The organism is Microcoleus sp. Pol12B5, from assembly GCF_036701335.1.
GTDB lineage: Bacteria > Cyanobacteriota > Cyanobacteriia > Cyanobacteriales > Microcoleaceae > Microcoleus.
Window position 1 is genome coordinate 14,581 of record NZ_JAUBQQ010000033.1, and the last position, 26,459, is coordinate 41,039.

The window sequence follows — 26,459 nt, forward strand, 5'->3', positions numbered from 1 at the left end:
TATTATAAACAAAGGGCGGGCGATTGCCCGCCCCACTTTTTACTTGCTCAATACACCATCGGGAATCCCCAAAATATCCTCAATGCGAGGCATATCTTCCAAAGCAATCACTCGTCCTTCATTCTCAAAACCTGCTATTTGATCGAAATTCAAATAGCGATACAAATCACCAGCAAAAGGATCGATTCTCTTAGACACAATGTCATTGTATTCTTGGACTGTGGGAATGCGACCTAACAGCGAACAAACGGCCGCCAATTCCGCCGAACCGAGATAAACTTGTGCATCTTTGCCCATGCGGTTGTTAAAGTTGCGAGTCGAAGTTGAAAACACGGTTGTCGCATCTTTAACCCGCGCTTGGTTGCCCATACAAAGACTGCATCCGGGCATTTCTGTACGCGCTCCCGCAGCTCCAAAAATGCTGTAATAACCTTCTTCTTTGAGTTGCTGTTCGTCCATCCGAGTTGGCGGACAAATCCACAGGCGAGTTTTGACTTCTCCTGCACCTTCCAACACCTTCGCAGTGGCGCGGTAGTGACCGATATTTGTCATGCAAGAACCGACAAATACTTCGTCAACGCGATCGCCCGCAACCTCACTCAACAACTTAACATTATCCGGGTCATTGGGAGCAGCCACAATGGGTTCTGTAATCTCGTTCAGATCGATTTCGATGATTTCAACGTATTCCGCATCAGCATCCGCCTCCATCAGCACCGGATTTGCCAGCCATTCCTCCATCTTCGCCACCCGGCGCATCATCGTCCGCGCATCTTGATAGCCCCGCGCTACCATGTTTTTCAGCAGCGCGACATTGGAGCGAATGTACTCGGAAACAGTCTCCACGCTCAATTTAATCGTGCATCCAGCGCAAGAACGCTCTGCAGTCGCATCGGTCAATTCAAAAGCCTGCTCGACCTTCAAATCGGGCAAACCCTCAATCTCCATAATCCGCCCAGAAAAGATGTTTTTCTTATTCTGTTTCGAGACGGTTAGCAAACCTTTTTGAATTGCCACATAGGGAATTGCATTCACAACATCCCGCAGCGTTACTCCCGGCTGCAATTCACCTTTGAACCGCACTAATACCGATTCCGGCATATCCAAAGGCATGACGCCCAAGGCCGCCGCAAATGCCACCAATCCCGAACCTGCAGGAAAGGAAATTCCTAAAGGAAAACGAGTGTGAGAATCGCCGCCAGTTCCCACTGTATCCGGCAATAACATCCGGTTCAGCCAAGAGTGAATAATGCCGTCTCCGGGGCGCAAAGCTATGCCGGCGCGCTCTGCCATGAAATCGGGCAATTCATGGTGAGTTTTGACATCAACTGGTTTTGGATAAGCGGCGGTGTGACAGAAACTTTGAATAACCAAATCGGCGCTAAATCCCAAACAAGCAAGTTCTTTCAGTTCGTCCCGAGTCATCGGCCCGGTGGTATCTTGCGAGCCGACTGTTGTCATGACTGGTTCGCAAGATGTACCGGGACGAACGCCGGACAAACCGCAAGCTTTGCCTACCATTTTTTGTGCTAAAGTGAAGCCTTTGCCCGTATCTACTGGGATTGTAGGACGGGTAAAAATAGTGCTTGGTTTTAGTCCTAAAGCTTCGCGGGTTTTGTCGGTTAAAGTGCGTCCAATTAATAGCGGAATTCGACCGCCAGCGCGAACTTCGTCTAGAATTGTGTCGGGTTTGAGGGTGAAGGTGGAAATAATTTCTCCGGCTTCGTTGGTGATTTCGCCTTTGTAGGGATGGATGGTAATTACCATTCCTGTTTCCATTTTGGAGACATCACATTCGATCGGCAATGCGCCGGAATCTTCAGCGGTATTGAAGAAGATCGGGGCGATCGCACTTCCTAAAATATAACCGCCACTGCGCTTGTTCGGCACAAACGGAATATCATTGCCAATGTGCCAAAGCACGGAATTAATCGCCGATTTCCGCGACGAACCGGTACCGACAACATCACCAACATAGGCTACAGGATGACCTTTTTGCTTCAAGTCTGCAATGGTTTGCAAAGCTCCTGGCATCTTACTTTCGAGCATCGCCAAAGCGTGTAGGGGAATGTCCGGCCGCGTGGTAGCATGAGGTGCAGGCGACAAGTCGTCAGTATTGGTTTCTCCAGGAACTTTGAAGACTGTAACGGTAATCGCTTCTGGCAACACAGGACGACCTGTAAACCACTCGGCATCCGCCCAAGAATCGACTACCTGCTTGGCGTAGGGATTGGTATCAGACAAAGCTATAACGTCGTGGAAAGCGTCGAATACTAACAACGTTTTGCTCAGTGCCCGGGCGGCGGTGGCGGGAATAGCAATTTCGGCAGTAGGATTGAGCAAATCGATTAAAGATTGGACGTTATAACCGCCCATCATTGTCCCCAGGAGGTAAACTGCCCATTTGGGAGCAATTAGGGGGCTGTGGATTTCGCCTTTAGCAATGCCAGTTAAAAAACCAGCTTTGACGTAGGCGGCGCTGTCTACTCCGGGCGGGACACGATCGCGCAATAATTCTATTAACGTTTCTTCTTCTCCAGCCGGCGGATTTTTCAGCAGTTCACACAGTTCCGACGTTTGCTCGGCGTCTAGCGGCAGCGGTGGAATTCCCTCATGGGCCCGTTCGGCAGCGGTACGGCGGTAAGATTCAAGCATTTCTCCTCTCTCCTCGGATAGTATTCGGTGGTTGTTTGTAGGTGCTTTACTTTTTAGATTAGGAGCTTCCGCTGCACATTGGGTAAAGTACCTCGCTCTTATAAAAACTTAACGCAACTTTAAAAACAGTAGATTGTCATACCAAAGACAGATGTGTTCTCCACCGGGAGTGCAAGATATCAAACTCCAGCCGAGCAGTTTAGAGGCCTTCAGTTGCATTGTTGTGGTTAAGATTAATGTGTTGTGGACTACTGTCGATCGTCCTCTGCATCAATCCCTGACAACTAAAGCTAGGGAAGCATTTGTCAATGAGCAATTATGCTCATAATTTACTCGAATTTTGGGTACAAAACTCAGATTGGCGCGATCGAGGAATCATGCCAAGCGCCATATTTATGTCCACCCACTCCCAAAACGCGAATTTTCTACTGCTAGGAAAGCAGTTTTTTTGAGTAATGTTACTGATTGACAAATGAAATTAAGTCTTCAGTTGTTACCAATGCTTTGCGTCTGAAATCGTCATTTACCACCAGTTTAAAAAAGTTGTCTTGCTAATGGATCGATTAAAAAATGGAAAGTTTTATCCCTGAAAACTCTGAAGACTGTCACGGCTGGACTTCCAAGCCAGACTTGTACAAAGAGGTGCAAGGAACCAAAGAATTACTGCTGACGATCGCCAACTCGATGCCCATACCCCTGATCGTCAGCAGTCTGGCGGATGGCACAATTCTTTATAGTAACGATTTATGTCGTCAGGCTTTCGGGTTCACAGGATTTAAGTCGATCGACCGCCACAAAGCTGAAATGCTCTACCACAAACCTGCAGAGCGCCAGGAATTGCTGTTGCGGCTCGCCCGCAACGGACACGTCCGCGAGACAGAAGTCCGGCTTAAAAAAGCTGACGGCACGCTGTTTTGGGCGAGTGTATCGATGCGGTATCTGACATTGGTGTCGGGGAAAGCTGTTCTGTCGGCGTTCACCGACATTACGGATCGGAAGCGAGTGGCCGCCAAGGAGCAGGAATTGCTCACGTCAATCCACTCGCGAGCCCGCCAGCAAGCGGCCGTCGCTTACTTGGGTCAGCAGGCCCTGGCCGAAACAGATTTGTCCGCACTGATGGACAAAGCTGCGGTTTTAATTGCTCAAACTTTGGACGTTGATTATTGCCAGTTGTTAGAACTTTTGCCCTCTGGTCATGCTTTTATGCTGCGAGCGGGGGTTGGCTGGCAGCCGGGCCTCGTCGGCAGCGCTACTGTTGCGGCTTCTGCCCGATCGCAAGCAGGTTACACATTGCTAGTGGGCGAACCGACTATCGTCGAAGATTTGCGGGTGGAAACGCGCTTTAGCGAGTTGCCGCTGCTGCACAACCACCGGGCTGTCAGTGGCCTTACTGTCATCATTCCCGGCAATCGGGGGCTGGGGAGCAATTGGGGACAAGCAGAACCAGCCAGCAGTTCCTCCTCGCAGGCCTGGGGCATTTTGGGGGTTCATACCAGCCAAGAGCGGGTTTTCAGTCAAGATGACGTTTATTTTGTAGAAGCGATCGCTAACGTGTTAGCTGCGGCGATCGAGCGGATTCGATCGCAAGAGCGCTTACAAATGATGGAACGGGCGATCGAAAGTTGCAGCAACGGCATTGCAATCACCGACGCGACCGTTGCAGATAATCCGATTATTTATGTCAATCCCAGTTTTGAGCGGATTACGGGTTATAGCAGAGACGAGTTAATGGGCAAAAATTGCAGATTTTTGCAGGGCGCAGACACTCACACCCCCGCTGCCAAAGAATTGCGAATTGCGATTGAAGAAGGCAGAGAATCTCAAGTTATATTACGCAACTTTCGGAAAGACGGCACCCCTTTTTGGCACGAACTGTCGATCGCTCCAGTTTACAACTCGCGGCGACACTTAACCCACTTTATTGGAGTGCAAACAGACATTACCGACCGCCAGCGCTCGGAAGAAGAATTATTTTTAAATTCTCAAGCTTTAGCAGCTTTTAGCGCTAATCTCAAACACTTGCACCGGATTACAACTTATCATTATCAAAACTTTGAAGAACGGGTTGACGATTATCTAACAGCAGGCTGTTTGATGTTCGGACTTTCTATAGGGATCATGGCTGAAGTTGAGAGCGAAACTTTTATTGTCCAGGCAGCGAAAACAGATTTAGGATACTTCGTACGAGGCTTAGAATTGAACCTCAGCAATACTTACTGCGCCGCAGTCATTAAGCTCAACAAAACAGTTGCGTATTCTCATATAGGAGCAGACGTAGAGATGCGCGAACATCCAGCTTATCTAAGCTGCAAATCAGAATCTTACATCGGAACGCCGATATTTGTTAACAATAAAACCTACGGAACTTTAAGTTTTAGTTCGCCAGAAATAAAAAAAAGAAAGTTCAAGTATGAGGAAATAGAAATTATAGAATTGATGGCTCAAAGTATTGGCAAAATTCTGGCGGTTCACAAAATGGAAGTCGAACGCCAGCAGGCTGAAAAAGAGCGATGCGAGTTGATAGTATCTCTCAAAGAAAGTGAAGAACGCTATCGCCGTTTAGTAGAACTATCTCCCGAAGCGATCGCCGTTCACAGTCAAGGGAAAATCGCCTACATCAATGCTGCAGGCGCGAAACTCCTTGGTGCGAGTTCTCCCGAAGCGCTTATCGGCTTTCCAGTACTGCATTTCATTCATCCAAACTATGTGGAAATAGCCACAGAGCGCATTCGGCTAGTCGAGACAGAGAATCAGCCGATTGAGCTTGCCGAACAAAAACTGATGCGGCTCGATGGACAAATAATAGACGTTGAAATGGCCGGCATCCCCGCTACTTATCAAGGCTCCACCGCCGGCCAGATTATTATCCGAGATGTCACCGAGCGCAAAAGAGTAGAACGGCAACTACTGCACGGCGCTTTTCACGATGCGCTGACGGGTTTACCCAACCGGGTTTTGTTCATCGACAGGCTAGGACAAGCCATCCGCCGAGCCAATCAGTCCGCCGATTACAAATTTGGTTTACTTTTCCTAGATTTAGACCGCTTCAAAGTAGTTAATGATTCTTTAGGACACGTTTTAGGCGACAAATTGCTAATCGCCCTTGCGGAGCGACTGCAAACCTGCGTCCGGGTTTCTGATACCGTCGCCCGGCTGGGAGGAGACGAATTCACCATCCTGCTAGACCACATTCAGAGCCTCAGCGACGCCACCCTCGCAGCTAAAAAGATACAAAAAGAACTGACGAAGCCGTTTCATCTCGAAGGGCACGAAGTATTTACCACCGCTAGCATTGGCATTGTTTTCAGTCGAGGCGAAGCCACCGCCAGTGGCGAATTAAATTCGTACACTCACCCGGAAGAATTCCTACGCGATGCTGACATCGCTATGTACCGCGCTAAAGCTTTGGGTAAGGCCCGCCACGAAGTGTTTAATTTGGCAATGCACGACCAAACTATGTCGCTGTTGCAGTTAGAAACTGACCTGCGGTTGGCTATTTTGGGCAAGGAGGAATTAGGAGAGAGCAAGGACCAATGTTCGCACTTTATTGTGCACTACCAACCGATTGTTTCGATCGCCAGCGGTGCGCTCGAAGGTTTTGAGGCCTTGGTGCGCTGGCACCACCCGGTTCGGGGTCTAGTTCCGCCGTCTACTTTTATCCCTGTAGCTGAAGAAACAGGTTTGATCGTACCTCTGGGAGCCTGGGTGTTGCGGGAAGCTTGTCAGCAATTGCGGATTTGGCAAGAAATGTTAACCGAGCAACAGGGAAGAAGTCCAATGGAAGTTGGAACAATGACCTTCGACTCGCTTCGGCTGCACTCAGGGCAAGTCGTTAAGGGTAACAAGAAGGGAGAAGGCGCTTCGATTTCGCTCAGGGTAACAACAGGGAAGATGGCAACGGGCAATGTAGGGGAGTTAAGTGATGTAACAGATACAGGGCATGAGGAACACGGAACTTTTACTGAGCGTACCCCCAGTATTGGTCACAGGGAAGAAAGAATCAGTAAAAAATTACCAATTCCGAGTTACCAATTCCCGATTAGCGATTTCCACTCATCTATTACCAATTCCCAATTCCCAATTACCAACTCTTCGGCTACGTTCAGTACAACTGCCCAGGTACCAATTCCGAATTTTAAATTACCAATTATTGCTCCTTCGCAATTAACAATGAGCGTCAATCTCTCTCCTAAACAGTTAGGTATGCCGAATTTAATCGAGGAAATGGATGAAATTTTAGCAGAAACTGGCTGCGATCCGAGCTGTTTAAAATTGGAGATTACTGAAAGTGCGATCGTGGAAAATGTCAAGAAAGCCAATATTGTGCTATCCCAATTAAAAAGTAGAAATATTCGATTGTCGATCGACGATTTCGGTACTGGCTATTCGTCTTTAAGTTACTTGCACCGTTTTCCGCTGGATACACTGAAGATTGATCGATCTTTTGTGAGCCGCTTGGGGGCTGTCGAAAACGGTGACCACGGGGGTCAGCCTTTGCAGATTGTGCGGGCGATCGTAACTTTGGCTCACAATTTGGGATTAAATGCGATCGCCGAAGGTGTAGAGACAGCCGAACAGTTAGCACAACTTCGAGAACTAGACTGCGAATTAGCTCAGGGATATTGGTTTTCTAAACCTTTGGAAAGTTCTGCCGTGACAGAAATCTTGATAAGTCTGGGTAATATAGCAATTATGGACTGATTGAGGTACAGATTGGTAAAGGGTGCCTCACCCCGTTAAGACATTTTTGCTACAAACTCCTAATCTCAAAACTGATGCACCAGGGAATAAATGGTGCATCAAAATTAGATTTTAGGTGATGATATCATATCAAATCCGTTAGCCTCGGAATAGTAAATTCGAGTTCACTGTTGACTGTTGACGGTTGACTGTTCACGGAGTCAACAGTCAACCGTCAACAGTCAACATCATAAGGAGTGTAACCGGAAATGATATCAAATCTGTTAGGATCGGAATTCTTCATCTGCGTGAATCCGCGTTAATCCCTTGTCATCGGCGGTTAATACATTCTCTTTTTTAAACCGCAGATGAGGACAGATTAACACAGATTAACGCAGATGAGTGAGTTCAATTCCGCTTGTAGCATCCGTGATTGTTGAGTATTGAGTAGATTTTACGCCCGACTATGCTACCGGATTTTATCTGGTTTAAAATTACACAACTGAGGCACAGTAACGCTTTCGCAATTGCCAATTGCCAATTACAACTTACCAATTCCCTATTAACAATTAGCTTTGAGGGGAATCTCGATCGCCAATTCAGTACCCTGTCCCGGCGAAGAAGTGCATTTCAGTGACCCGTTGTGTCTGTCTGTAACAATTTGATAGCTAATGGACAAGCCCATCCCAGTGCCTTTACCCACAGGTTTAGTGGTAAAAAACGGGTCAAAAAGCCGAGTGCCGACAGTCTCCGGTATTCCCGGCCCGTTGTCAGCAATCCGAATGATTACCTTGCCCGCTGGCGATATTTCAGTGCGGATGCGGATGTGGCTGGGCTGTTCCCGCATTTCCTCAGCAGAACGGCGCAGATCCCGTTCTTCCAAAGCATCCAAAGCATTGCTCAAGATGTTCATAAATACTTGATTTAACTGTCCGGCATAACATTCTACTAAGGGCAGTTCAGCGTATTCTTTAATCACCTCAATTTCTGGATGATTGTGTTTAGCTTTGAGCCGATGCTGCAAAATCATCAGGGTGCTATCTATGCCGTCGTGGATGTTGACTGCTTTCATTTCCGCTTCGTCCATGCGGGAAAATGTGCGGAGAGAAGCAACAATTTGTTGGATTCTGTCTGCACCGACTTTCATGGAAGAAAGCAACTTTGGCAAGTCTTTCATTAGAAAGTCTAGTTCAATATTGTCTACTTCTTCTTGAATTTCCGGGACTGGTTCGGGATAGTGGTTTTGGTAAAGTTCGATCAGGTGTAGCAAGTCTTGAGTATAGTCTTTGGCGTGGGTGAGATTGCCGTAAATAAAGTTAACTGGGTTGTTAATTTCGTGGGCGACTCCTGCCACAAGTTGACCGAGACTTGACATTTTTTCATTTTGAATTAACTGCGATTGAGTGCTGGTTAATTTCTGCAATGTTTGTTCTAATTCGAGAGCTTTATTGCGAGTTTGGGCGTAAAGATCGGCTTGGTTGAGAGCGATCGCCAATTGAACTGTAACTGCTTGCAATAATTCTACTTCGCCCTCACTCCAGGGTCGCACAGCAGCGGAGTGGGCGCAGGTAACAACGCTCACTACTCCCGAAAGTGCCTGTATCGGAATTGCCAACACAGATCGGTAGCCCAGAGAGTTAAGAGATTTTCTCCAAACATGATCTGCCACTGTTTCGACATCATCCACCAGCAGCATTTCCATATGCAAGAGTTTTTCTCCCATAGAACCTAACTCGGAAGCTTGATAGCAACCTATTAAATCGGGAAGTTCGGGGAGGCGAGATTCTTTAATAATTTCCCAGAAAGCATCCTCCCCGTCGCCACGATACCAGGCAAAATTGCAGCGATCGATCTGCAGGAAAGCGCGAATTTCTTGGACGGCGACAGCAATGATGCTGTCGAAATCGAGGGAATTGCGAATTTGAGCGGTGAGACTGTTGAGCAATTTTTCTCGATCGGCCTGCTGTCTGAGTCGGGCTTCCGATCGCTTCAAAGCAATTTCTCCCTGCTTGCGATCAGTAATGTCTTCGGTAACTGCTAATAAATATTGGGGATTGCCTTCTCGATCGAGAATTGCGGTTTTCTTGGTATGAAATATGCGATTCTCGCCTTCTCTTGTTTGAATCAGTTCTTCGGGAATGTCTAAAATTTGCCCGCTGGCGAGCACTTCCCGGTCTTTGGTTGTGAACAAGTCGGCTTGTTCTCTAGGGAAAAAGTCGTAATCATTTTTGCCCATAACTTCAGCAGCGGGGAAACCCATTACCTCTTCGGCGACTGGGTTCCAGAGTACAAATCGCAACTCTTTTGCTTCTTTGCCAAATACTGCGACGGGTATGGTTTTGAGCACTGACTCCATAAACTGTTGAGCGTGTTGCAGTTCTGCTTCTGCCTGTTTGCGATCGCTAATATCTCGGACGTTAGCAATGATGCTGAGATTGCCGTTGAGATGAATTCTGGACAGGGCAATTTCTGCATCAAAAGTTGAACCGTCGTTGGGGCGCCTCACTTTCCATTCCACGCGACCTGTTTCGCCTGCTAATACTCTTTCCCAAAGTTCTCCCATTTGTTCAATGGGATTGTCGGCGCTTGAATAGTCGTTTTTAAGTGATAATTTTGTTGCTTGTTCCTGGCTCACTCCGTACATTTCTAACATTCGATTATTGACATCGAGAATATTTCCTTCTAAATCATGAATGAAGATAGCATCGTAGACATTGTTAAATATGGTTCGCAGGTTTTGTTCGGAAACTTGTAGGGCTGCTTCTGCTTCTTTTCGATCGCCCATTTCTTGTTCTAATTGGGTGACTGCTTGGGAAAGTTCGGCCGTGCGCTCGCTCACTCTGTCTTCTAACTCGACTGCTGCTTGCCGCAGTGCTGCTTCGGCGGCTTTGCGATCGGTAATGTCGATCGCCGTACCGAACAGTTTTACCACCTTGCCACTGGCATCGGTTTCGGCTTTGCCCACGGCGTTCACGTGTCGCAAGATGCCGTCGGGACGGTAAAGGCGAAAGTCAAAATCAAAAGGGATCCCTGTTGCGAGTCCCCGCTGCACTTGAGTTTGCCACAATTCCAAATCTTCTGGATGAATCAGAGCGACCTGTTCGGCTAGGTTGGGCGCGATGGGGGCCGGTTCGAGTCCGAAGATGCGAAAAAGTTCTTCCGACCAAGTGAGGGTTTCGGTGGCTGCGTCGAGTTCCCAATTGCCGACGTGGGCGAGTCTCTGGGCTTCTTGTAGCTGCCGCTGGCTTTGGCGGATGGCGGTTTCGGCAACTTTGCGATCGGTAATGTCGAACAATACGCCACAAAATACGATTTCGCCGTTCTCGCTGCGGGTGGGCATGGAGTCGCCCTGCCACCAGCGAATCTCGCCGTCGGGCTTGACTAACCGCCCTTCGTAGTGCCATAGGGAGAGGTTTTCTACGGCTTCGCAGACGGAGGCGATGTAGCTTTCCAAGTCTTCGGGGTGGACGCGGGAAATGAATGTATTCATGTCTCGCATCATTTCTGCTGCTGTGACGCCGATGAGATGTTCGATGTGATCGCTCATGTAGTCAATGCCCCAAACTCCGTCACGGTTACAAAATTGGAACAGAGCTCCGGGCATGGTGGCTGCGATCGTCCGAAACTTGGTTTCGCTGGCCGTGAGGGCGGCAAAAGTCTGGCGCAGTTCTGCCGTGCGTGCTTCTACTCTGCGCTCTAGTTCTGCGTTGGCGTGTTGTAAGGCTGCTTCTGCTCGCTTGCGATCGGTAATGTCGGTGGCTGTACCGGTGGTGCCTAAGAAGTTTCCGGTTTCGTCGTAGAGGGCAAGGGCGTTAAACATTAAATGTTTCATGCTGCCGTCTTTGGCGATTTGGGTGGTTTCGTACTGGAAAAGTGATTCTCCGGTAAACAGGCGGGCGAAAACTTCTAAATCTTTCTGGCTTTGTTCTGGTGTCACAAAGTCGGAGAACGGCCGACTGATCATTTCTTCTGGTTCGTAACCGTAGATGTACTTAACTGCTGGGTTGACGAAGGTGTAGCGCCCGATGGCATCGACCGACCAAATCATGTCTTGGGAGGTTTCTACCAGGCTGCGGTATTTGCTTTCGCTGGCTTTGACGGCTTCTTCTGCTTTTTTGCGTTCCGTCATATCGCGGGAGACGCCGACAGTCATGACGATTTGGCCGTCTGCGTTGCGGATCGGTGTTTTGACGGTGCTGAACAGCCGCACTTCTCCGTCGTAGCGCGTCACCGGTTCTTCGGAAATTTGCAGAGTCTGTCCGCTTTCAAATACGAAGGCGTCATCTTTGATGTACTGGAGAGTGTTGTCGGTATCGGCGAAAGGTGCGTCTACGATGTCTTGAAGTTCCTCTTGAGTCATGCCGTAATAGTCGCGGAATGCTTGATTTGCCCAAACAATTTTGGATTTGGGGCCTTTGACTAATACCATATCGGCGATCGAATCGAGAATTTGGTGATATTTTTGCTCGCTGTCGCGGAGTTTCTGCTGCGCGGATTCGATTTCTGCTATTTGCCTCTGGGTTTGCAAGTGTAGTTCGGCTTGGTAGATGGCAACTGCTAAATGGTCGCCTACTTGTCTGGCAAATTCGATTTCGTCTTCTTGCCAATCGCGGGGATTGCCGCACTGGTGAATACACAGCAATCCCCACAGGTTTTGCCCTTGCAGTAGGGGTACGACTAAGTTGGCTCGGATTTGAAACCGCTTGAGGATTTTGAGGTGACAAGGGCTCAACCGGGCTTTGTAGATGTCCGTGACTGCTTGAACGTATCCTTTGGTGTATTTGGCTGCAAATTGTTCGCCGAAGCAGTAGTCGCGGACTCTGGTTCCCAAAGATGGGCTGTATTGGGGCAGTACGTCTTCGGAAACTACTTCGCCCTCGTTCAATTCGGATTCGGGAAAGAAGCGGTAGACGGCGACTCGATCGGCATTTAGGAGTTGCCGAACTTCGGTGGCTGTGATTTTGAATATTGTTTCTAAGTCTAGGGATTCACGAATTTTGCTAATAACTCCCATCAGCGCTTGCAGCTTTTTGAACCAGGTTTGAGACTGCGTTTCTCTTTCTAGGTGAGCTAGTTTCTCGCGCAGGTTGCAGACTTCGTGATACAGGTATTCATGAAACATAATGCTTTTTATTTAGTTATTTTGCGTTTTGGTATCGAGGTTGATGGCATCTCAATAGCGCTCTGCAAGTTGAGCCTGGTAACTCAAAAAGGCAAAGAACCTATTCTCCTCCTTCAGCTAGCACTTAGCAGTTACTCACACTGAATTTCCGTATTTTTTCGAGATTTAGAGGTCAATAGACTATCTTAGCTCCCGTATATTTACTGAAAAGGTGGCATAATTTGCTACTTGATTAATTGTCGATTATTGATAATAATGCTAACAAAACTTACACATAAACCCCGTTTATTAACGTAATTAACTCAGGGAAACTCCGAAAGTGGAAACAAGAAACCCGGTTCCATTGCGCGATCGGGAGGAGCGTATCGGGAGCATCTCAATGAAAGCAGGCAAGGTAGAAATTGGAGTTTTGAGGCTCTCTTGCTGCGGGGAAAGAGGAAGAAGGAAGAAGTAAGAAGAAGTGTTTTTACAAATATGAGATGCTCCCAGTGTCTCTGACTAATTTTGACATTTTTTTGGCTCGCCTTCGGTTGCGATTGTCACCTTTTTATTATTACCCCCAAAAGAATAAATTTCGTATAAACTCGCATTTCGCTTTCTACCTCTAAAGTGCAACCGTGTGGTTCTGGCATATAGCAGTTCTCAATCTTGGTGAGGTATACCCTATGCCGACGGAGGCCTATGCCCTATGCCCGCTTATCAAGCGTGCACCTCATGTTACTGAGAAAGGCTATACTATCGCGAATGAGAGATAACCCAAAACCAACTGCTGGTTGGTTTAGTAAAGAAAACATGGAAGATTATTGCTTAAATTTTTAGAGAAATTTCGATGCCATTGCCGCGAAAAAAATTAATTGCTTTTGCGATCTTTTGCTCTATTAATACATTTTTGATATTACAATGTTGGGTTTATTTATCGGTTCTTTGCTACCAATTTTCTGCTTGTGAAATACAGCATAACAAGCATGATTAAAATATTTATCAAAGCGAGGTTTAAATCCTCGAAGCCAACTTACGAAATAGCGATCGCACTGTCATACTCAGTATAAATTATTATATTGAAGCGACGAGCGATCGGCTGCAGCGATCGACGAATTGCTACAAGCTTAAGCTGTTGTGCATTTAAATAGGGTGTGAGAATTTGGTGAAAAGGAACAGGAAACGGGAAACGGGGAACAGACAATATATAATTTAAATACTCGACAGCTTAAGAAGAAGTTTTCAGTATTGCCTTCGCTTCCTCAATATTTTGGGCAACCAATTTGCCAGACTCGATAAAGGATGCTCTTTCAGTATCGCTGAGTTCGAGTTCCACTAATTGTTCGACTCCCTGAGTTCCCAAGCGGCAGGGCACTCCTAAAAATATATCTTGCACACCGTATTCGCCGTGCAAATAAACGCAGCAAGGCAAAAGTCGCGACTGATTAAATAAAATAGATTCTACCATCAAACAGACAGAAGATGCGGGTGCAAAATAAGCACTACCAGTTTTCATCAATTCTACAATTTCTGCGCCGCCGTGGCGAGTCCGCTGTACGAGTCGATCGATCGCCCCAGCATCCATAAGTTGATTGATCGGAATACCGTTGACAGTGGAATAGCGGGGTAAAGGAACCATCAAATCGCCATGAGAACCGATGACAGTTGCATTGACTTGAGCATTTGAAACGCCCAATTCCATGGCAATAAAAGTTTGAAAGCGGGCGGAGTCGAGAACTCCCCCCATCCCCATGACTCGGTGTTTGGGAACATCCGCTGCTTCCCAAGCTAAATAAGTCATGATATCTAGGGGATTTGTGACTGTGATTAAGATTGCTTCGGGAGAATGCTCGATCGTCTGTTTTGTGGCTTCAGTGACAATTCGAGCATTGATTTTTATTAAATCTTCCCGATTAATACCGGGTTTGCGGGGCACTCCGGCGGCAATTACTATGATATTTGAGTTTGCCGTATCAGTATAATCATTAGTACCGACAATTTGGCGATCGTGGCGTTCCACTCCCCTAGCTTCCATCAAATCCAAAGCAACGCCCTGCGGCCAACCCTCCACAATATCTAGCAATACTACATCTGCCAGATTTTTCTCAGCAATTCGCTGGGCTAACGTACTGCCGACTTTGCCTGCACCAATAATTGATACGCGGTTTGATGGAGAATTCATTGGGTTTTAGATTTTAAATTTTAGATTTTAGATTTTAGCAATCAACTTAATTGGGGAAAGGTGCGCGGTGTGCACCCTTCGCTACATTAAGAACAGTGATGTTTAGTTTTGGTGACTTACTGAAAATCTTCGAGTTGGTCTACCCGCAGCCAAATATTCGGGGTGGGAACTTTGCCAAATTTGACGAAGGCATAGTCGCCGCGAACATCCATCACTTCGCCCTTTGTTTCAAATATATAGGAGGAAAAGCGCTGGTCGCTGGCTTGGGCTTCTAGACTGTTTTCCAATTTTTCGCGTACAGCGCGAACTATACTGCCTTTCTTGATTGCCATAACTTGCTTTGTTTAGTTTAAAAAACTATACAAATTTTAATCTAGATTTGGCTGGAAAGTCACTCGGCGATTGAAATCGCTACTAAACAAACGAAGTCCACTCCAAGCTGACTAAGGAATAAAAGAGTGCGATTCGTGGAGTACATCTAAAGTCTAAAATCTAAAGCCTAAAATTCATTGACTGCTTCCTATGTCTGACAAATGGGGCAAAAATGAGTCGATCGCCCTGCTAATTTTATACGTTCGATGGTTGCCGAGCAAGTGCGGCAGGGTTTGCCGGCGCGGTTGTACACCCAAGCGACGCCGCCGTAGTTGCCGTTGACACCTTGGACGTTGAGAAAATTACTAAAAGTAGTGCCACCGGATGCGATCGCCTTCTGTAAAACTTGAATAATAGCTGTATGGATGCGCCCAATTTGCTCTGCGGTCAAATCCGCGCACAGAGTTGTGGGCATCACTCCCGACAAGAACAAAGTTTCGTCTGCGTAAATATTGCCCAAACCAGCTATCAGTGCCTGGTCTAGCAAAGCTGTTTTGATGGGTCGCGCCCGCCTGTGCAGCTTGCGGGCCAAATATTCTGTTGTAAATTCCTCTGAGAACGGTTCGGGGCCTAAGAGTTTCAGACCGATGACAGTGCTCGAAACCTCGGTTTCTGCGGGCACGTACCACATTTGCCCGAAGGTCCGCTGGTCTACAAACCGCAGTTCTTGGTTTCCTTCAAAAAACAGCCGCACTCGCGCGTGTTTTTGCAGGGGTTCGGATCTGTTCACCCACAGCAGTTGTCCCGTCATCCGCAGGTGAACGCCCAACCAGCCGGCTTTTGAAGGCAAAAGGGAGGGGGAGAAAGAAGGCGTTCGGGAAGAGTTTGGAGTTTGGGCAAGAAATTCTCCGACTCTCCCCCTCTCCCCCTCTCCCTCTCTCCCCCTTTCCCTTTCTCCTTCTGGGAATTGAGATAGTTCTGCCAGTAGATATTTGCCGCGTCTGTACCAGCGGGCGATCGACTTTCCTTTGAGTTTCGTCAAAAAATCGGTCGCAGAGATTGAGCGGGCGATCGTGCTGTTTAACAACACGTCGCCGCCCAACATTTCTTGATCGAGGGTTGCTTGATTCAAACCTCGGCAAATAGTTTCAACTTCTGGCAGTTCTGGCACAATTAGCGTTGTTCTGTTCCTTGATTTGGCGAACCTTCGACGCTGCCCGGAACTTCGGCACCGGGTTTGCTGTCGGTTGAAGTTTTCGGCTGCTGGGGGGCTCCTCCGCTGCCGGTTTTCCGGGTTTTTTCCTCGATCGTGGTTTGCTTGCCGCCTGGAGCTGCGGTTGATTTTGCTTTCGCTTTGGGGGCTGCTACTTCCACTAATTCGCTTTGGGCGAAGTTGTTGGTGTTGACGCCGGCATAATTTACTTTGTCAAAGCGAACGATAACTGGGTATTTAATGCCGCTTTGGTCTACCGTAGCAACGGTGCCCACTTCTTGATACCAGTAGGATTCTTTGCGGAGAATCCGAACTGTAGAACCGCGTTGAACCATGAGCTTTGTTTCCTTTGCGATGAATAAACGGATAAAGCCATTTTTTTTACTCTAGTCGATCGCGCGACGCATTTGAAGTCTGCAAGGAAATTTTTACCTGTCGCGCCGTTTTTTGATCTGCTGTTTGTAAAGAAAAGTAAATACTTTGCTAGGGCGATCGCTGGGGTTGCAAAATAAATAAACAGACATTATCCGTCAAATAAAACCCGTGGGAGCGAGTTGAAAACAAACTTTACAAATAGTTGTGAATTGCTACAGTTAAATGTTCTGGGAAATTCTGATAAGTCATGACTGAACTTCACGCCACAGTAATACTCGCGATTAGTGCGGACGGTAAAATTGCAGATGCAGTACGATCGCCCGCGAGATTTGGTTCTGCCAATGACAAAGCCCACCTCGAACAGCAAGTAGCAGAAAGTGACGCGGTTTTGTTCGGCAACGGCACGTTACAGGCTTATGGGACGACGATGAGAGTGATTTCGCCGGAATTGGTCAAACAGAGGGAACTCCAAGGTAAGCCCCCACAACCGGTGCAAATTGTATGTTCGCGATCGTCCCAATTTGACCCAAACTTGCGATTTTTCCAGCAACCGGTGCCTCGGTGGCTGCTGACGGGGCAAGACAGTAGGGAAACGGCATTGCCGTCTCCGTACCCGACAAAAGACAGTAAGTTCGATCGCACATCTGACACCATTCTCAAGAACGGGCAAGATGCCCGTTCCACAAGAGATGAATTTTCTTGTGGAACAGGCATCTTGCCTGTTCATAAAAGGCTTATTGAGAATGGTGCAACATCTCAATTCGATCGAATTATCTATGCAAAAACCGTAGGTGGAGAGATTGATTGGATTGATGCGTTTCAACAGCTAGCAAACTTCGATATCAAACGTTTGGCGATTCTGGGCGGGGGGAAACTCGTAGCGTCTGTGCTAGCTGCAGGCTTGGTAGACGAACTTTGGCTGACGGTGTGCCCGTTAATTTTGGGCGGGGCGGATGCACCGACACCAGTGGAGGGAGAGGGTTTTTTGGCGGATTTAGCGCCGAAATTGGAGCTTTTGGCGGTTAAACAGGTGGGACAAGAGGTATTTTTGCATTATCGGGTTGATCGATAGTCCCGGATTAACTGGTTTAACTGGTTCCCCGGCTCTGCTTGGGAACCCATGTAAGCGAGGCTCTGCCTCGCCAGCCCAAGGAAAATCGAGGCAGAGCCTCTGGATCTGCGTTACCAGGCTCTGCCTGGTAACAAGTGTCGAAGAAGGGAAATTATATTAACTTAAATGAAGTTCGATCGCTCTACGCTCAAATCTCCCTATGCTGAAACAGCCAAAACCTGAATATTCTGTAGCCTGGATTAGCAAAATAGGCGAAATCCCGCAAGCGTCGTGGGATGCCTTGGCGATGCCACTAAAAACTCCTTTTCTCGAATGGGATTGGCTTAACAATCTCGAAGTATCGGGCAGTGCGACAGGTAAAACCGGTTGGTTACCGCATCACTTAACAGTCTGGCGAGACAAACAGTTGATTGCTTGCGCGCCACTTTATGTCAAAAGTCACAGTTACGGCGAATTTGTATTCGATAATCAGTGGGCCGATTTAGCTCAACGTTTGGGTGTTCAATATTATCCCAAATTGATGGGAATGACGCCGTTTACTCCGGCTGAAGGCTATCGGTTTTTGATTGCCGAGGGAGAAGATGAAGACGAATTAACTGGAGTAATGGTAAGCGCGATCGACCATTTTTGTGATCGGCACAATATCTCCGGTTGCAATTTCCTTTACGTCGATCCCGAATGGCGCGAAAGAATGGAACGCCACGGTTTCAGCGCTTGGCTGCACCACAGTTATATTTGGCAAAATCAAGGCTATCAAAATTTTGACAATTATTTAGGCGCATTTAATGCTAACCAGCGCCGCAATATCAAACGCGAACGCAAAGCAGTTGACCAAGCTGGTTTGTTGGTAAAAACGCTGACTGGCGATGAAATTCCCCAAGCCATGTTTGCTCAAATGTATGCTTTTTATGAGAATACTTGCGACAAATTTGGTTGGTGGGGAAGCAAGTATTTGACTAAGCGATTTTTTGAACAGTTGCACCACAATTATCGCGATCGAGTTTTATTTGTAGCCGCCTACGACAAGGAAGATGACAGACAGCCGATGGGTATGTCTTTTTGTTTGTATAAGGGCGATCGGCTGTACGGGCGTTATTGGGGCAGTTTACAGGAAATAGACTGCTTGCACTTCGATGCTTGTTACTATACGCCGATCGAATGGGCGATCGATCGGGGCATCCAAAGCTTCGATCCCGGTGCGGGCGGGCGGCACAAAAAACGGCGCGGCTTTCCAGCTACGCCCAATTATAGTTTGCACCGATTTTATAACAACCGTCTGGCGCAAATTCTCAAGTCTTATATCGGTCAAATCAACGAAAGAGAACAGGAAGAAATTGATGCTGTCAACGAGGATTTACCTTTTACTAAGTTACCTCCTTTGTTACTCGGCGAGTGACAGTTGACTGGGAATTTGGAATTGGAAATTGGGAATTAGTAACAGACCATCGGTGTCAACATAATACTAAAACCCTGTGTATAATCTCTCGTTTGTATCGAAGTTTCTATCCCCCTAAATTCCCCTTATAAAGGGGGAAATTGAATGTTCTTTCCCCTTTATAAATACGAGTTAGAGGAGACGTAAGAATACTATTGTCTCCCCCTTAATAAGGGGGGTTAGGGGGGGTCGAAACTCAACTATAAACGATATTTATTAGGGATTTTAGTCTTAAGTTGACACGAATGGTAACAGTCAACCGTCAACCGTCAACCGTCAACCGTCAACCGTCAACCGTCAACCAATTAACCTAATTTACAAATACTCTCCCATCTTCCTGAATTTCCAGAGATTTTGTATCAGCGGCTACCTCAGTTGTCGCGCCGAAACTGACTTGCAACATTCCCGGCATCGCGGTTGCTTGGGGGCGAACCAGCACCAATCCGCCGTCTGGGCGCTGGTAAGTGAGGGTGATTGGTACTGGGAGGGTTTGAAGCAAAATTTCCGATTGTTCGCCCAGAGTGCGCGGCTGGGTAACGCCTACGATTTGATAATTGATGACAGCATTGGTGGTATTCACCAGTTTAATTACTATCCCGCCTTCAGCAGGCGTAACTCGCGCACTGGGCAGGGGGAAGCGGGGAGGCGCGTCTGTTGGTGTAGAGGGCATCCCGCTGAGGCCCGGACTTGCAGCCGGAGTTGGTTCGCTGACGGGTTCTTCAGTGGCTGCGGGAGTCTCTGCGGGTTGGGAAACGGGTTTTCCTTGTTGGGGCGGGGGGCCGCCGGCTTGGGAAAGTGTTGCGAGACTAACGAGTAAACCTCCGCAGGTGGCTGCTAGCAAGCTGATTTTTTTAAACGGTAGATTGTGGCGAAACATAAATAACTCCTCACAAGTTCGATCGAGGTTTTCCAACAACGTTTATGTTAATCTATGGCGTAAATGAATTTTAATAGCTGGGTTTGGGCGCGAGGTAGGAAGAATAAGGGTTTGAGGGGTAGATTTTTTTTAAACCGCAGAGGGCGCAGAGGGCGCAGAGGAAGAGAGGAAGAGAGGAAGAAGGGAAGTTTTAAAGGCGGAATTGTTCTGATTTGTGGGCGGGGAGGGTGACGGTAACGGCTGTACCTCGATCGACTTGGCTGTCTATGCGGATTTGGCCACGGTGATTTTCGACAATTGCTTTGGCGATGGCTAATCCTAAACCGGAACCGGCGGCGCTGCGGTGGGTGCGGGCGGGATCTGCGCGGTAGAATCGATCGAATAAATGCGGCAGGGCTTCTGTGGAAATTCCGATGCCGGTGTCTGTTACTTTTATTTGCAGCGCTGGATTTAACATCGGCGAATTTCTTTTGTTTTTAGCTGCCACATCCAATTCTACTTGAATTTGACCTCCAGAGGGCGTGTACTGCACGGCGTTGCTGACGATATTGGTAAAAAGTCGGGCTAGTTGATCCCAGTCTCCCAACAGTGTAAAGTTGTCGTCACCGTTGGGCAGATCGACAATTTCCAAAGAAAGAGAGAGATTTTGGGTGGTGGCGATCGCCTGTTGTTCTTCAATTACCTCCATCAGCAAAGCATCGAGAGGAACCTCAATCCACTGCTGCTGCACGATGCCGCTATCTTGTCTGGCTAAAAATAACAAATCGTCAACCAAGCGCCCCAAGCGGCGGGTGAGGCGTTCGATAACTTGTAGCTGTTGATGTTGCTGCGGTTCGATATCTGCTTCCGCCAAAGCTACTTGGACGTTAGTTTGAATAGTGGCGATCGGATTTCTGAGTTCGTGAGAAGCATCAGCAGTAAACTGTTTGAGACGCCCGTAAGACTCCCGCACAGGTTTCATAGCCAATCCCGACAGCAGCCAGCCAATAGCTGCAACGCAAATTAGAGTTAAACTCGCGCCCAAAATCAAATCAAGAATTAATTGGCGGATGGGTTTTGTCACTTCAAACCAAGGATGGCTGACTCGCAAATATCCCAGAACTTGGCGGCCACTTTGTACTCGCTGCGTTACTTGTCTGAGGGAATAGTTCTGATCTGACTGTAACTTATTATTAATTATCCAAACTGTTTCGCCAGTACGGTTAGCGTGAATGGGAATATTCAGCGGTTCCGATAAAGTAGACCACAGCAATTCGCCCGTAGGACTGAACCATTCTAAATCTATGTGGTCGTCTTCTACTGCATCGGTGCTATCTCTAAAACTCGCTTGAATATTAACTTGCAATTTATCTTTATCTGTGGTATTAGGGAAAGTTGGTGGCTCGATAACGAGAGTTCGCTCTATTACTTCTACAACATGATTGAGAGTGTCATCAATGCGATCGATCAAAGTATTGCGGACGTAGAAATAGAAACCAGTGGCGAATACAAGTAACAATACAGCAGTAACGGCTGTGTACCAAATAGCGAGGCGGCGGCGAGTAGCTTGGAACATATTGCGAAGGAAGTTCGGCAACTGATTGTGTAATCTATTCAACAGATTTAACTGATTTAATAACTATAACCTTCTTCTCTTCTTCTCTTCCTTCGTGTCCTAGCGCTTACGCGGTTCGTTTAAAAAAAGCCTTCTTAGCCAATGATCCAAAAAAACTATAACAATATTCCATTATTAATACTTCAGACAGATGTCGAGTTAGCTGTCAGCCTGGTAATCTACTCGCGAAACTTTTTAGGTATAAAGCCTGTGAATAAATTTTTATTTCGAGCCGCGATCGGGCTATTAATGGCATTTTTTGGGGCAATTACCTATTTTACAAACGACGTACAAAATCCGGTAACAGGAGAGAGACAGCGGGTGCAGCTTTCTCCCCGCCAAGAGATAGTTTTGGGATTGCAGGCGCGAGATAAAATGGCCGCCCAGCACGGGGGGCTTTATCCCAACCAGAGTATTCAACAGTATGTCGATCGAGTAGGAGAACGAGTTGTCAACGGTTCGGCCGCTAAACAAGCGGGTTATCCGTTTGAATTCCACCTGCTGCGAGACGCCGAAACTGTCAATGCTTTTGCTTTACCGGGGGGACAAGTCTTCATTACTGCGGGGCTGCTGCGGCGTCTGAATTCCGAGGCTCAGTTGGCTGCTGTACTGGGGCACGAGGCCGGTCACGTGGTGGGCCGACACGCTGCGGAACACTTGGCCAAACAGCAGTTGGGTAGGGCTTTGGTAACGGCGGTTGGGGTGGCTACTAGCGACGATCGCGGGGGCGGGCAGCAGGCAGCATTAATTGCTCAAGCTGTCAATCAAGTGGTCGGTTTGCGGTACGGTAGATCGGATGAACTTGAGAGCGATCGGCTTGGTTTTCGGTTTATGACGGAGGCGGGTTACGATCCTAGAGGTATTGTTGAGGTGATGCAAATCCTAGGTGCCGCTAGGAAGGGCGAAGCGCCGCCGGAGTTTTTGAGTTCTCACCCGAATCCTGAAAACCGAGTTCAAAAGTTGCAAGCATTAATCGCGCAAAATTACCCTAACGGCGTTCCAGCTAATTTGAGGTCTGGACGCGATGAGTTTGCTAAGAATGTGTCGGGCGGTTAGCGATAATTGCATCGGGCTTTACAAAAGTTATTACTAAAGGCGGATCTAAGTTCGGCTTGGAGTTGGCACGATCGACTTAATGAGCGATCGAGCAATTGGAAAGTTGAAAACCATGATTGAATCTTGGATGATTATCGGCGGCGTGACTTTCTTAGTCGCCTTCGGTACTCTGTTTTTTAAACTGCGCGATATTAACTGGGCAGTCAAACTTCAAAGACCGAATTGGATGTTTTTTGAGCCTGCTATTCCGTTAATTTGGACGGTGATTTTTGCTTGCGGGGCCGGCAGCGCTACTTTCGTGTGGGAACAGGAACCCGGTAGTCTCAAAACTTGGCTGCTGATGGCTTTGTACTTGATTTTAGAAATTGTCACAGTTGCTTATATTCCTGCTACTCTCAGAGCCAAAAGTCTCAAAGTAGGGACGATTTTGGGAGGGGCTGGCGAGATTTTGGGAGTTGTGCTGACGTTGGCTGTTTTGCCGATTTCTCAAACCGCCGCTTTGTTACTTTTGCCTTACGCGATTTGGGGTGCGATCGGCACTTATACCACTTGGGAAATGATTCAGTTAAACCCGGAAGCTGCATAAATATTCCCTGTTCTTCGGCGCACCCTACATACTAGAAAGCTCTTCTCTTCCTTCGTGTCCTTAGCGTCTTCGCGGTTCGTTAAAAAAAACATTGTTAATAATGGCACAGCGGTGCTAGCGGGTTAACCCACCCGATAAAGTGAGGAAATCCGCTTAACAGTGTGTGGGTATTTGATGAGAAAATAGATGAATAAAACTGCTTTAAATCAAAGGATGACAGTTATCAATGGCCATTAAAGACCAGCCCCAACCACCTCGTTTTCGCCAAATTAGCAATATTTTGTTATTGCTCTCAAGTTTGTTTTTGCTGGCAAACATCTTTTTACCGAATTTGTTCGGCCCTCAAATTCCGCAAGTACCTTACAGCTTGTTCGTCCATCAAGTACAAGAACAAGATGTAGTCCGAGCTTCGGTAGGTCAAAATGAAATTCGCTACCAACTCAAAGGTGAAGGCGACAAACCCGGTCAAGTGCTGTCAACTACGCCGATTTTTGACCTGGAATTACCTAAACTTTTACAAGAAAAAGGCGTTGAATTTGCGGCAACTCCTCCTTCCAAAAATGGCTGGATCGGCAGTGTTTTAAGCTGGGTAGTTCCGCCGCTGATTTTTGTGGCGATTTTTCAATTTTTCATGAACAGGCAGGGTGGCGGGCCACAGGGCGCGCTCTCGCTGGGCAAAAGCAAAGCTAAGGTCTATGTAGAAGGCGAATCGGCGAAAATTACTTTTGCTGATGTGGCTGGAGTAGAAGAGGCTAAAACTGAATTAGTCGAAGTTGTTGAATTCCTGAAAACTCCTGACAGATTTACGGCAATTGGTGCGAGAATTCCGAAAGGGGTGCTGTTAGTCGGGCCTCCGGGAACTGGCAAAACGCTGTTAGCAAAAGCAGTAGCTGGTGAAGCTGGCGTGCCGTTTTTTAGCATCTCTGGTTCGGAGTTTGTGGAACTGTTTGTAGGTGTTGGTTCTGCAAGAGTTAGAGATTTATTTGAGCAGGCTAAGAAACAGGCTCCTTGTATTATTTTCATTGATGAATTGGACGCGATCGGCAAATCTCGTAGCAGTAACGCTAGCTTCGGTGGGAATGATGAACGCGAACAAACTCTCAATCAATTATTAACTGAAATGGACGGTTTTGCGGCGGGCAATACTACGGTAATTGTGCTGGCTGCAACTAACCGCCCGGAAAGCTTGGATGCTGCTTTGTTGCGCCCTGGTCGTTTCGATCGCCAAGTTTTAGTCGATCGCCCCGACTTATCCGGCCGCGAAGCAATTTTGAACATTCACTCTCAAAAAGTGAAGTTGGGCCCGGATATTGACTTGAAGGCCGTCGCCACTCGTACCCCCGGTTTTTCGGGCGCAGATTTGGCAAATTTGGTCAATGAAGCTGCTTTGTTAGCCGCTCGTAACAAGCGACTAACTGTGGCGCAGGAAGACTTTTTTGAGGCGTTTGAGCGCGTTGTAGCTGGTTTGGAAAAGAAAAGCCGGGTGCTCAATGAAAAAGAGAAAAAGATTGTGGCTTACCACGAAGTCGGACACGCGATGGTTGGTGCTGCACTGACCGGCGGCGGCGAAGTGGCCAAAATATCGATCGTCCCGCGCGGTATGGCAGCATTGGGTTACACGTTGCAAGTACCGACAGAAGACCGTTTCTTGTTGGATGAATCGGAATTGCGCGGTCAGATTGCTACACTGCTTGGAGGGCGATCGGCTGAGGAAGTGGTGTTTGGTAGCATTACTACTGGCGCTTCCAACGACTTGCAAAGGGCGACTGATTTAGCTGAACGGATGGTGACAACTTACGGGATGAGTAAGGTTTTGGGGCCTCTAGCTTACGATCGAGGTCAACAAGCAATGTTCCTCAATGACGGTATGGGAAATGCCCGCCGTGCGGTAAGTGCTCAGACTGCTGAGGCGATCGACCAAGAAGTGAAGGAAATTGTCGAAACTGCACATCAGCAAGCTTTGGATATTCTGAAAGCCAATCGGGAATTGTTGGAAACAATTACGCAGAAACTGTTGGAAACTGAGGTGGTGGAAGGTGATGCACTTCGCGAATTCCTCCGTCAAGTGCGGCCTTTAGATAAGGTTGCGGCTTCAGTTTAATAGCGTTTAATTAAACCGCAGATGAACGCAGATGATTCCAAATCATCTGCGTTTTGCGATCACACTCCACGATAAGCCGACTGAAACAGACAACGGCAAACGGACAAACCCGCGTTTGTGCGATCGCAAGTAATCGTATGAAGGGAGAGCAATCACAGGGTACTCTCCCTGATACTCAAATTTCTTCTTATTACTTTTTCCCTCGTACCACAGCGAGCATTATAAACAAACAGAAACCCGGCTGGTTCAAACAACCGGGTTTATAAATATTGTTGCTGCATTTTCGACGATTAAATTCCGGGTACGTAGGCAATAACTGGAGTACCTTGCTGTTGCTGCTGCGCGATTTCCAAAAGGCGTTGAATCCGCTCCTCTGTCGGCGGGTGAGTGCGGAAAAGTGACTGCAAACCTTTAGTCGAAAAAGGATTCACAATCAGCAGCGGCGACATCGCAGGATTGCCGTGCATCGGAATTTCATGACCCATTTTCTCTAATTTTTGCAGCGCGTTTGCTAAACCGATCGGGTTATTGGTAATTTCAACCGCACCGCTGTCGGCTGCAAATTCCCTCGTCCGAGAAATCGCCAGTTGAATTACGGTTGCGGATAGCGGTGCTAAAATGATTAAAAACAGCAAACCAAATGGATTTGCGCCTTGTCTGCTATCCCGCGTTACCGGGCCGTAAAGCGCTCCAAAAGTCAGTATTCGCCCGACAAATGTAATTGCACCGGCAATTGTCCCTGCAACTGCTTGAGTGAGGGTGTCGCGGTTGCGGATGTGCGTCAGTTCGTGGGCTAAAACGCCTTCCAATTCTTCGCGGGAAAGCAGCTTGATGATGCCTTCAGTAACTGCTATTGTCGCGTGTTCCGGGTCTCTTCCTGTGGCGAATGCGTTGGGAGATTGAGTGGGAACTAGAAATATTTTCGGCACCGGAATTTGGGCTTTTTCGCTCAGCGATGCTACCATATCGTAGAGTTCGGGTGCTTCGCTGCGGGCGATCGGCTGAGCGCGGTAAGCCATTAACGCAGCCGTGTCGGAATAGTACCAAGAGCTAAAACTTGAGAAGGCAGCTAGCGCTAAACCGATGTAAAGTCCTTGCTCATTGCCGATTAAATAATAACTTCCTAAAACGAGAAGGCCGCTTAGGAGTCCTAAGAGAGCGGCTGTTCTGAGTTGATTTGTTCCTAACATGGCGGGTTGAGGGCGATCGCTATTTTGATA

The 26,459-nt window shown here is 47.6% G+C and carries 16 protein-coding genes; 6 read left to right on the top strand and 10 right to left on the bottom strand.

Annotation, left to right across the window (positions count from 1 at the left end; translation table 11 throughout):
• Positions 1–39 precede the first annotated feature (39 nt).
• Positions 40–2,655, bottom strand: coding sequence for a bifunctional aconitate hydratase 2/2-methylisocitrate dehydratase (gene acnB / locus QUA24_RS15740; protein ID WP_333230682.1), 2,616 nt, complete (start codon positions 2,653–2,655; stop codon positions 40–42).
• A gap of 570 nt (positions 2,656–3,225) precedes the next feature.
• On the opposite strand from acnB, the gene QUA24_RS15745 reads away from it, so the two are divergent.
• Positions 3,226–7,356 (top strand): EAL domain-containing protein, encoded by a 4,131-nt coding sequence (locus tag QUA24_RS15745; protein WP_333230683.1) that lies wholly within the window; start codon positions 3,226–3,228, stop codon positions 7,354–7,356.
• A gap of 541 nt (positions 7,357–7,897) precedes the next feature.
• On the opposite strand, the gene QUA24_RS15750 is transcribed toward QUA24_RS15745, so the two are convergent.
• The 6 genes from QUA24_RS15750 to QUA24_RS15775 all read right to left on the bottom strand — a co-directional run bounded on the left by QUA24_RS15750 (position 7,898) and on the right by QUA24_RS15775 (position 16,478).
• The gene (locus QUA24_RS15750; RefSeq protein ID WP_333230684.1) at positions 7,898–12,457 is read right to left on the bottom strand and encodes a PAS domain S-box protein; all 4,560 of its coding nucleotides are present in this window, start codon (positions 12,455–12,457) and stop codon (positions 7,898–7,900) included.
• Between the two features lie 1,012 nt (positions 12,458–13,469).
• Complete coding sequence (locus tag QUA24_RS15755; RefSeq protein ID WP_333230685.1) at positions 13,470–13,640, bottom strand: hypothetical protein; 171 nt, start codon at positions 13,638–13,640, stop codon at positions 13,470–13,472.
• A 24-nt stretch (positions 13,641–13,664) separates the two neighbouring features.
• Positions 13,665–14,618 (bottom strand): malate dehydrogenase, encoded by a 954-nt coding sequence (mdh, locus tag QUA24_RS15760; RefSeq protein WP_333230686.1) that lies wholly within the window; start codon positions 14,616–14,618, stop codon positions 13,665–13,667.
• A 116-nt stretch (positions 14,619–14,734) separates the two neighbouring features.
• A complete protein-coding gene (locus QUA24_RS15765; protein ID WP_333083047.1) occupies positions 14,735–14,950 on the bottom strand; it encodes an NAD(P)H-quinone oxidoreductase subunit O in 216 nt (71 codons plus the stop codon).
• A gap of 188 nt (positions 14,951–15,138) precedes the next feature.
• Positions 15,139–16,101: a DNA-formamidopyrimidine glycosylase gene (locus tag QUA24_RS15770; RefSeq protein ID WP_333230687.1), complete on the bottom strand. Its 963-nt coding sequence runs from the start codon at positions 16,099–16,101 to the stop codon at positions 15,139–15,141.
• 2 nt (positions 16,102–16,103) lie between these two features.
• Positions 16,104–16,478, bottom strand: coding sequence for a photosystem I reaction center subunit IV (locus tag QUA24_RS15775; protein ID WP_333083044.1), 375 nt, complete (start codon positions 16,476–16,478; stop codon positions 16,104–16,106).
• Positions 16,479–16,765: 287 nt separating this feature from the next.
• Here QUA24_RS15775 and QUA24_RS15780 point away from each other — a divergent pair, with 287 nt between their 5' ends.
• Entirely contained in the window at positions 16,766–17,590 is an 825-nt protein-coding gene (locus QUA24_RS15780) for a dihydrofolate reductase family protein (RefSeq protein ID WP_333230688.1), read from the top strand.
• Between the two features lie 199 nt (positions 17,591–17,789).
• Positions 17,790–18,986, top strand: coding sequence for a GNAT family N-acetyltransferase (locus tag QUA24_RS15785; RefSeq protein ID WP_333230689.1), 1,197 nt, complete (start codon positions 17,790–17,792; stop codon positions 18,984–18,986).
• A 349-nt stretch (positions 18,987–19,335) separates the two neighbouring features.
• Here QUA24_RS15785 and QUA24_RS15790 read toward each other — a convergent pair whose 3' ends face one another.
• Positions 19,336–19,902 (bottom strand): hypothetical protein, encoded by a 567-nt coding sequence (locus QUA24_RS15790; RefSeq protein WP_333216359.1) that lies wholly within the window; start codon positions 19,900–19,902, stop codon positions 19,336–19,338.
• Between the two features lie 190 nt (positions 19,903–20,092).
• Positions 20,093–21,457, bottom strand: coding sequence for an ATP-binding protein (locus QUA24_RS15795; protein ID WP_333230690.1), 1,365 nt, complete (start codon positions 21,455–21,457; stop codon positions 20,093–20,095).
• A 249-nt stretch (positions 21,458–21,706) separates the two neighbouring features.
• On the opposite strand from QUA24_RS15795, the gene QUA24_RS15800 reads away from it, so the two are divergent.
• The 3 genes from QUA24_RS15800 (at position 21,707) to ftsH4 (ending at position 25,239) form a co-directional block, all read left to right on the top strand.
• The gene (locus QUA24_RS15800) at positions 21,707–22,552 is read left to right on the top strand and encodes a M48 family metalloprotease (protein ID WP_333230691.1); all 846 of its coding nucleotides are present in this window, start codon (positions 21,707–21,709) and stop codon (positions 22,550–22,552) included.
• Positions 22,553–22,631: 79 nt separating this feature from the next.
• Entirely contained in the window at positions 22,632–23,138 is a 507-nt protein-coding gene (locus tag QUA24_RS15805) for a TspO/MBR family protein (protein WP_445242619.1), read from the top strand.
• Positions 23,139–23,364: 226 nt separating this feature from the next.
• Positions 23,365–25,239, top strand: coding sequence for an ATP-dependent zinc metalloprotease FtsH4 (gene ftsH4 / locus QUA24_RS15810; RefSeq protein ID WP_333230692.1), 1,875 nt, complete (start codon positions 23,365–23,367; stop codon positions 25,237–25,239).
• Between the two features lie 290 nt (positions 25,240–25,529).
• Here the strand turns inward: ftsH4 and QUA24_RS15815 are convergent, their stop codons facing one another.
• A complete protein-coding gene (locus tag QUA24_RS15815; protein ID WP_333230693.1) occupies positions 25,530–26,429 on the bottom strand; it encodes a M48 family metalloprotease in 900 nt (299 codons plus the stop codon).
• Between the last annotated feature and the right edge of the window lie 30 nt (positions 26,430–26,459).

What these genes read in the sequence shown, in the direction of transcription:
- QUA24_RS15790 (WP_333216359.1), bottom strand. Translation starts at nt 19,902, where the DNA reads ATGTTTCGCCACAATCTACCGTTTAAAAAAATCAGCTTGCTAGCAGCC.
- QUA24_RS15805 (WP_445242619.1), top strand. Translation starts at nt 22,632, where the DNA reads ATGAGCGATCGAGCAATTGGAAAGTTGAAAACCATGATTGAATCTTGG.
- QUA24_RS15745 (WP_333230683.1), top strand. Translation starts at nt 3,226, where the DNA reads ATGGAAAGTTTTATCCCTGAAAACTCTGAAGACTGTCACGGCTGGACT.
- QUA24_RS15765 (WP_333083047.1), bottom strand. Translation starts at nt 14,950, where the DNA reads ATGGCAATCAAGAAAGGCAGTATAGTTCGCGCTGTACGCGAAAAATTG.
- QUA24_RS15750 (WP_333230684.1), bottom strand. Translation starts at nt 12,457, where the DNA reads ATGTTTCATGAATACCTGTATCACGAAGTCTGCAACCTGCGCGAGAAA.
- QUA24_RS15785 (WP_333230689.1), top strand. Translation starts at nt 17,790, where the DNA reads ATGCTGAAACAGCCAAAACCTGAATATTCTGTAGCCTGGATTAGCAAA.
- QUA24_RS15815 (WP_333230693.1), bottom strand. Translation starts at nt 26,429, where the DNA reads ATGTTAGGAACAAATCAACTCAGAACAGCCGCTCTCTTAGGACTCCTA.
- ftsH4 (WP_333230692.1), top strand. Translation starts at nt 23,365, where the DNA reads ATGGCCATTAAAGACCAGCCCCAACCACCTCGTTTTCGCCAAATTAGC.
- QUA24_RS15780 (WP_333230688.1), top strand. Translation starts at nt 16,766, where the DNA reads ATGACTGAACTTCACGCCACAGTAATACTCGCGATTAGTGCGGACGGT.
- acnB (WP_333230682.1), bottom strand. Translation starts at nt 2,655, where the DNA reads ATGCTTGAATCTTACCGCCGTACCGCTGCCGAACGGGCCCATGAGGGA.
- QUA24_RS15775 (WP_333083044.1), bottom strand. Translation starts at nt 16,478, where the DNA reads ATGGTTCAACGCGGTTCTACAGTTCGGATTCTCCGCAAAGAATCCTAC.
- QUA24_RS15795 (WP_333230690.1), bottom strand. Translation starts at nt 21,457, where the DNA reads ATGTTCCAAGCTACTCGCCGCCGCCTCGCTATTTGGTACACAGCCGTT.
- mdh (WP_333230686.1), bottom strand. Translation starts at nt 14,618, where the DNA reads ATGAATTCTCCATCAAACCGCGTATCAATTATTGGTGCAGGCAAAGTC.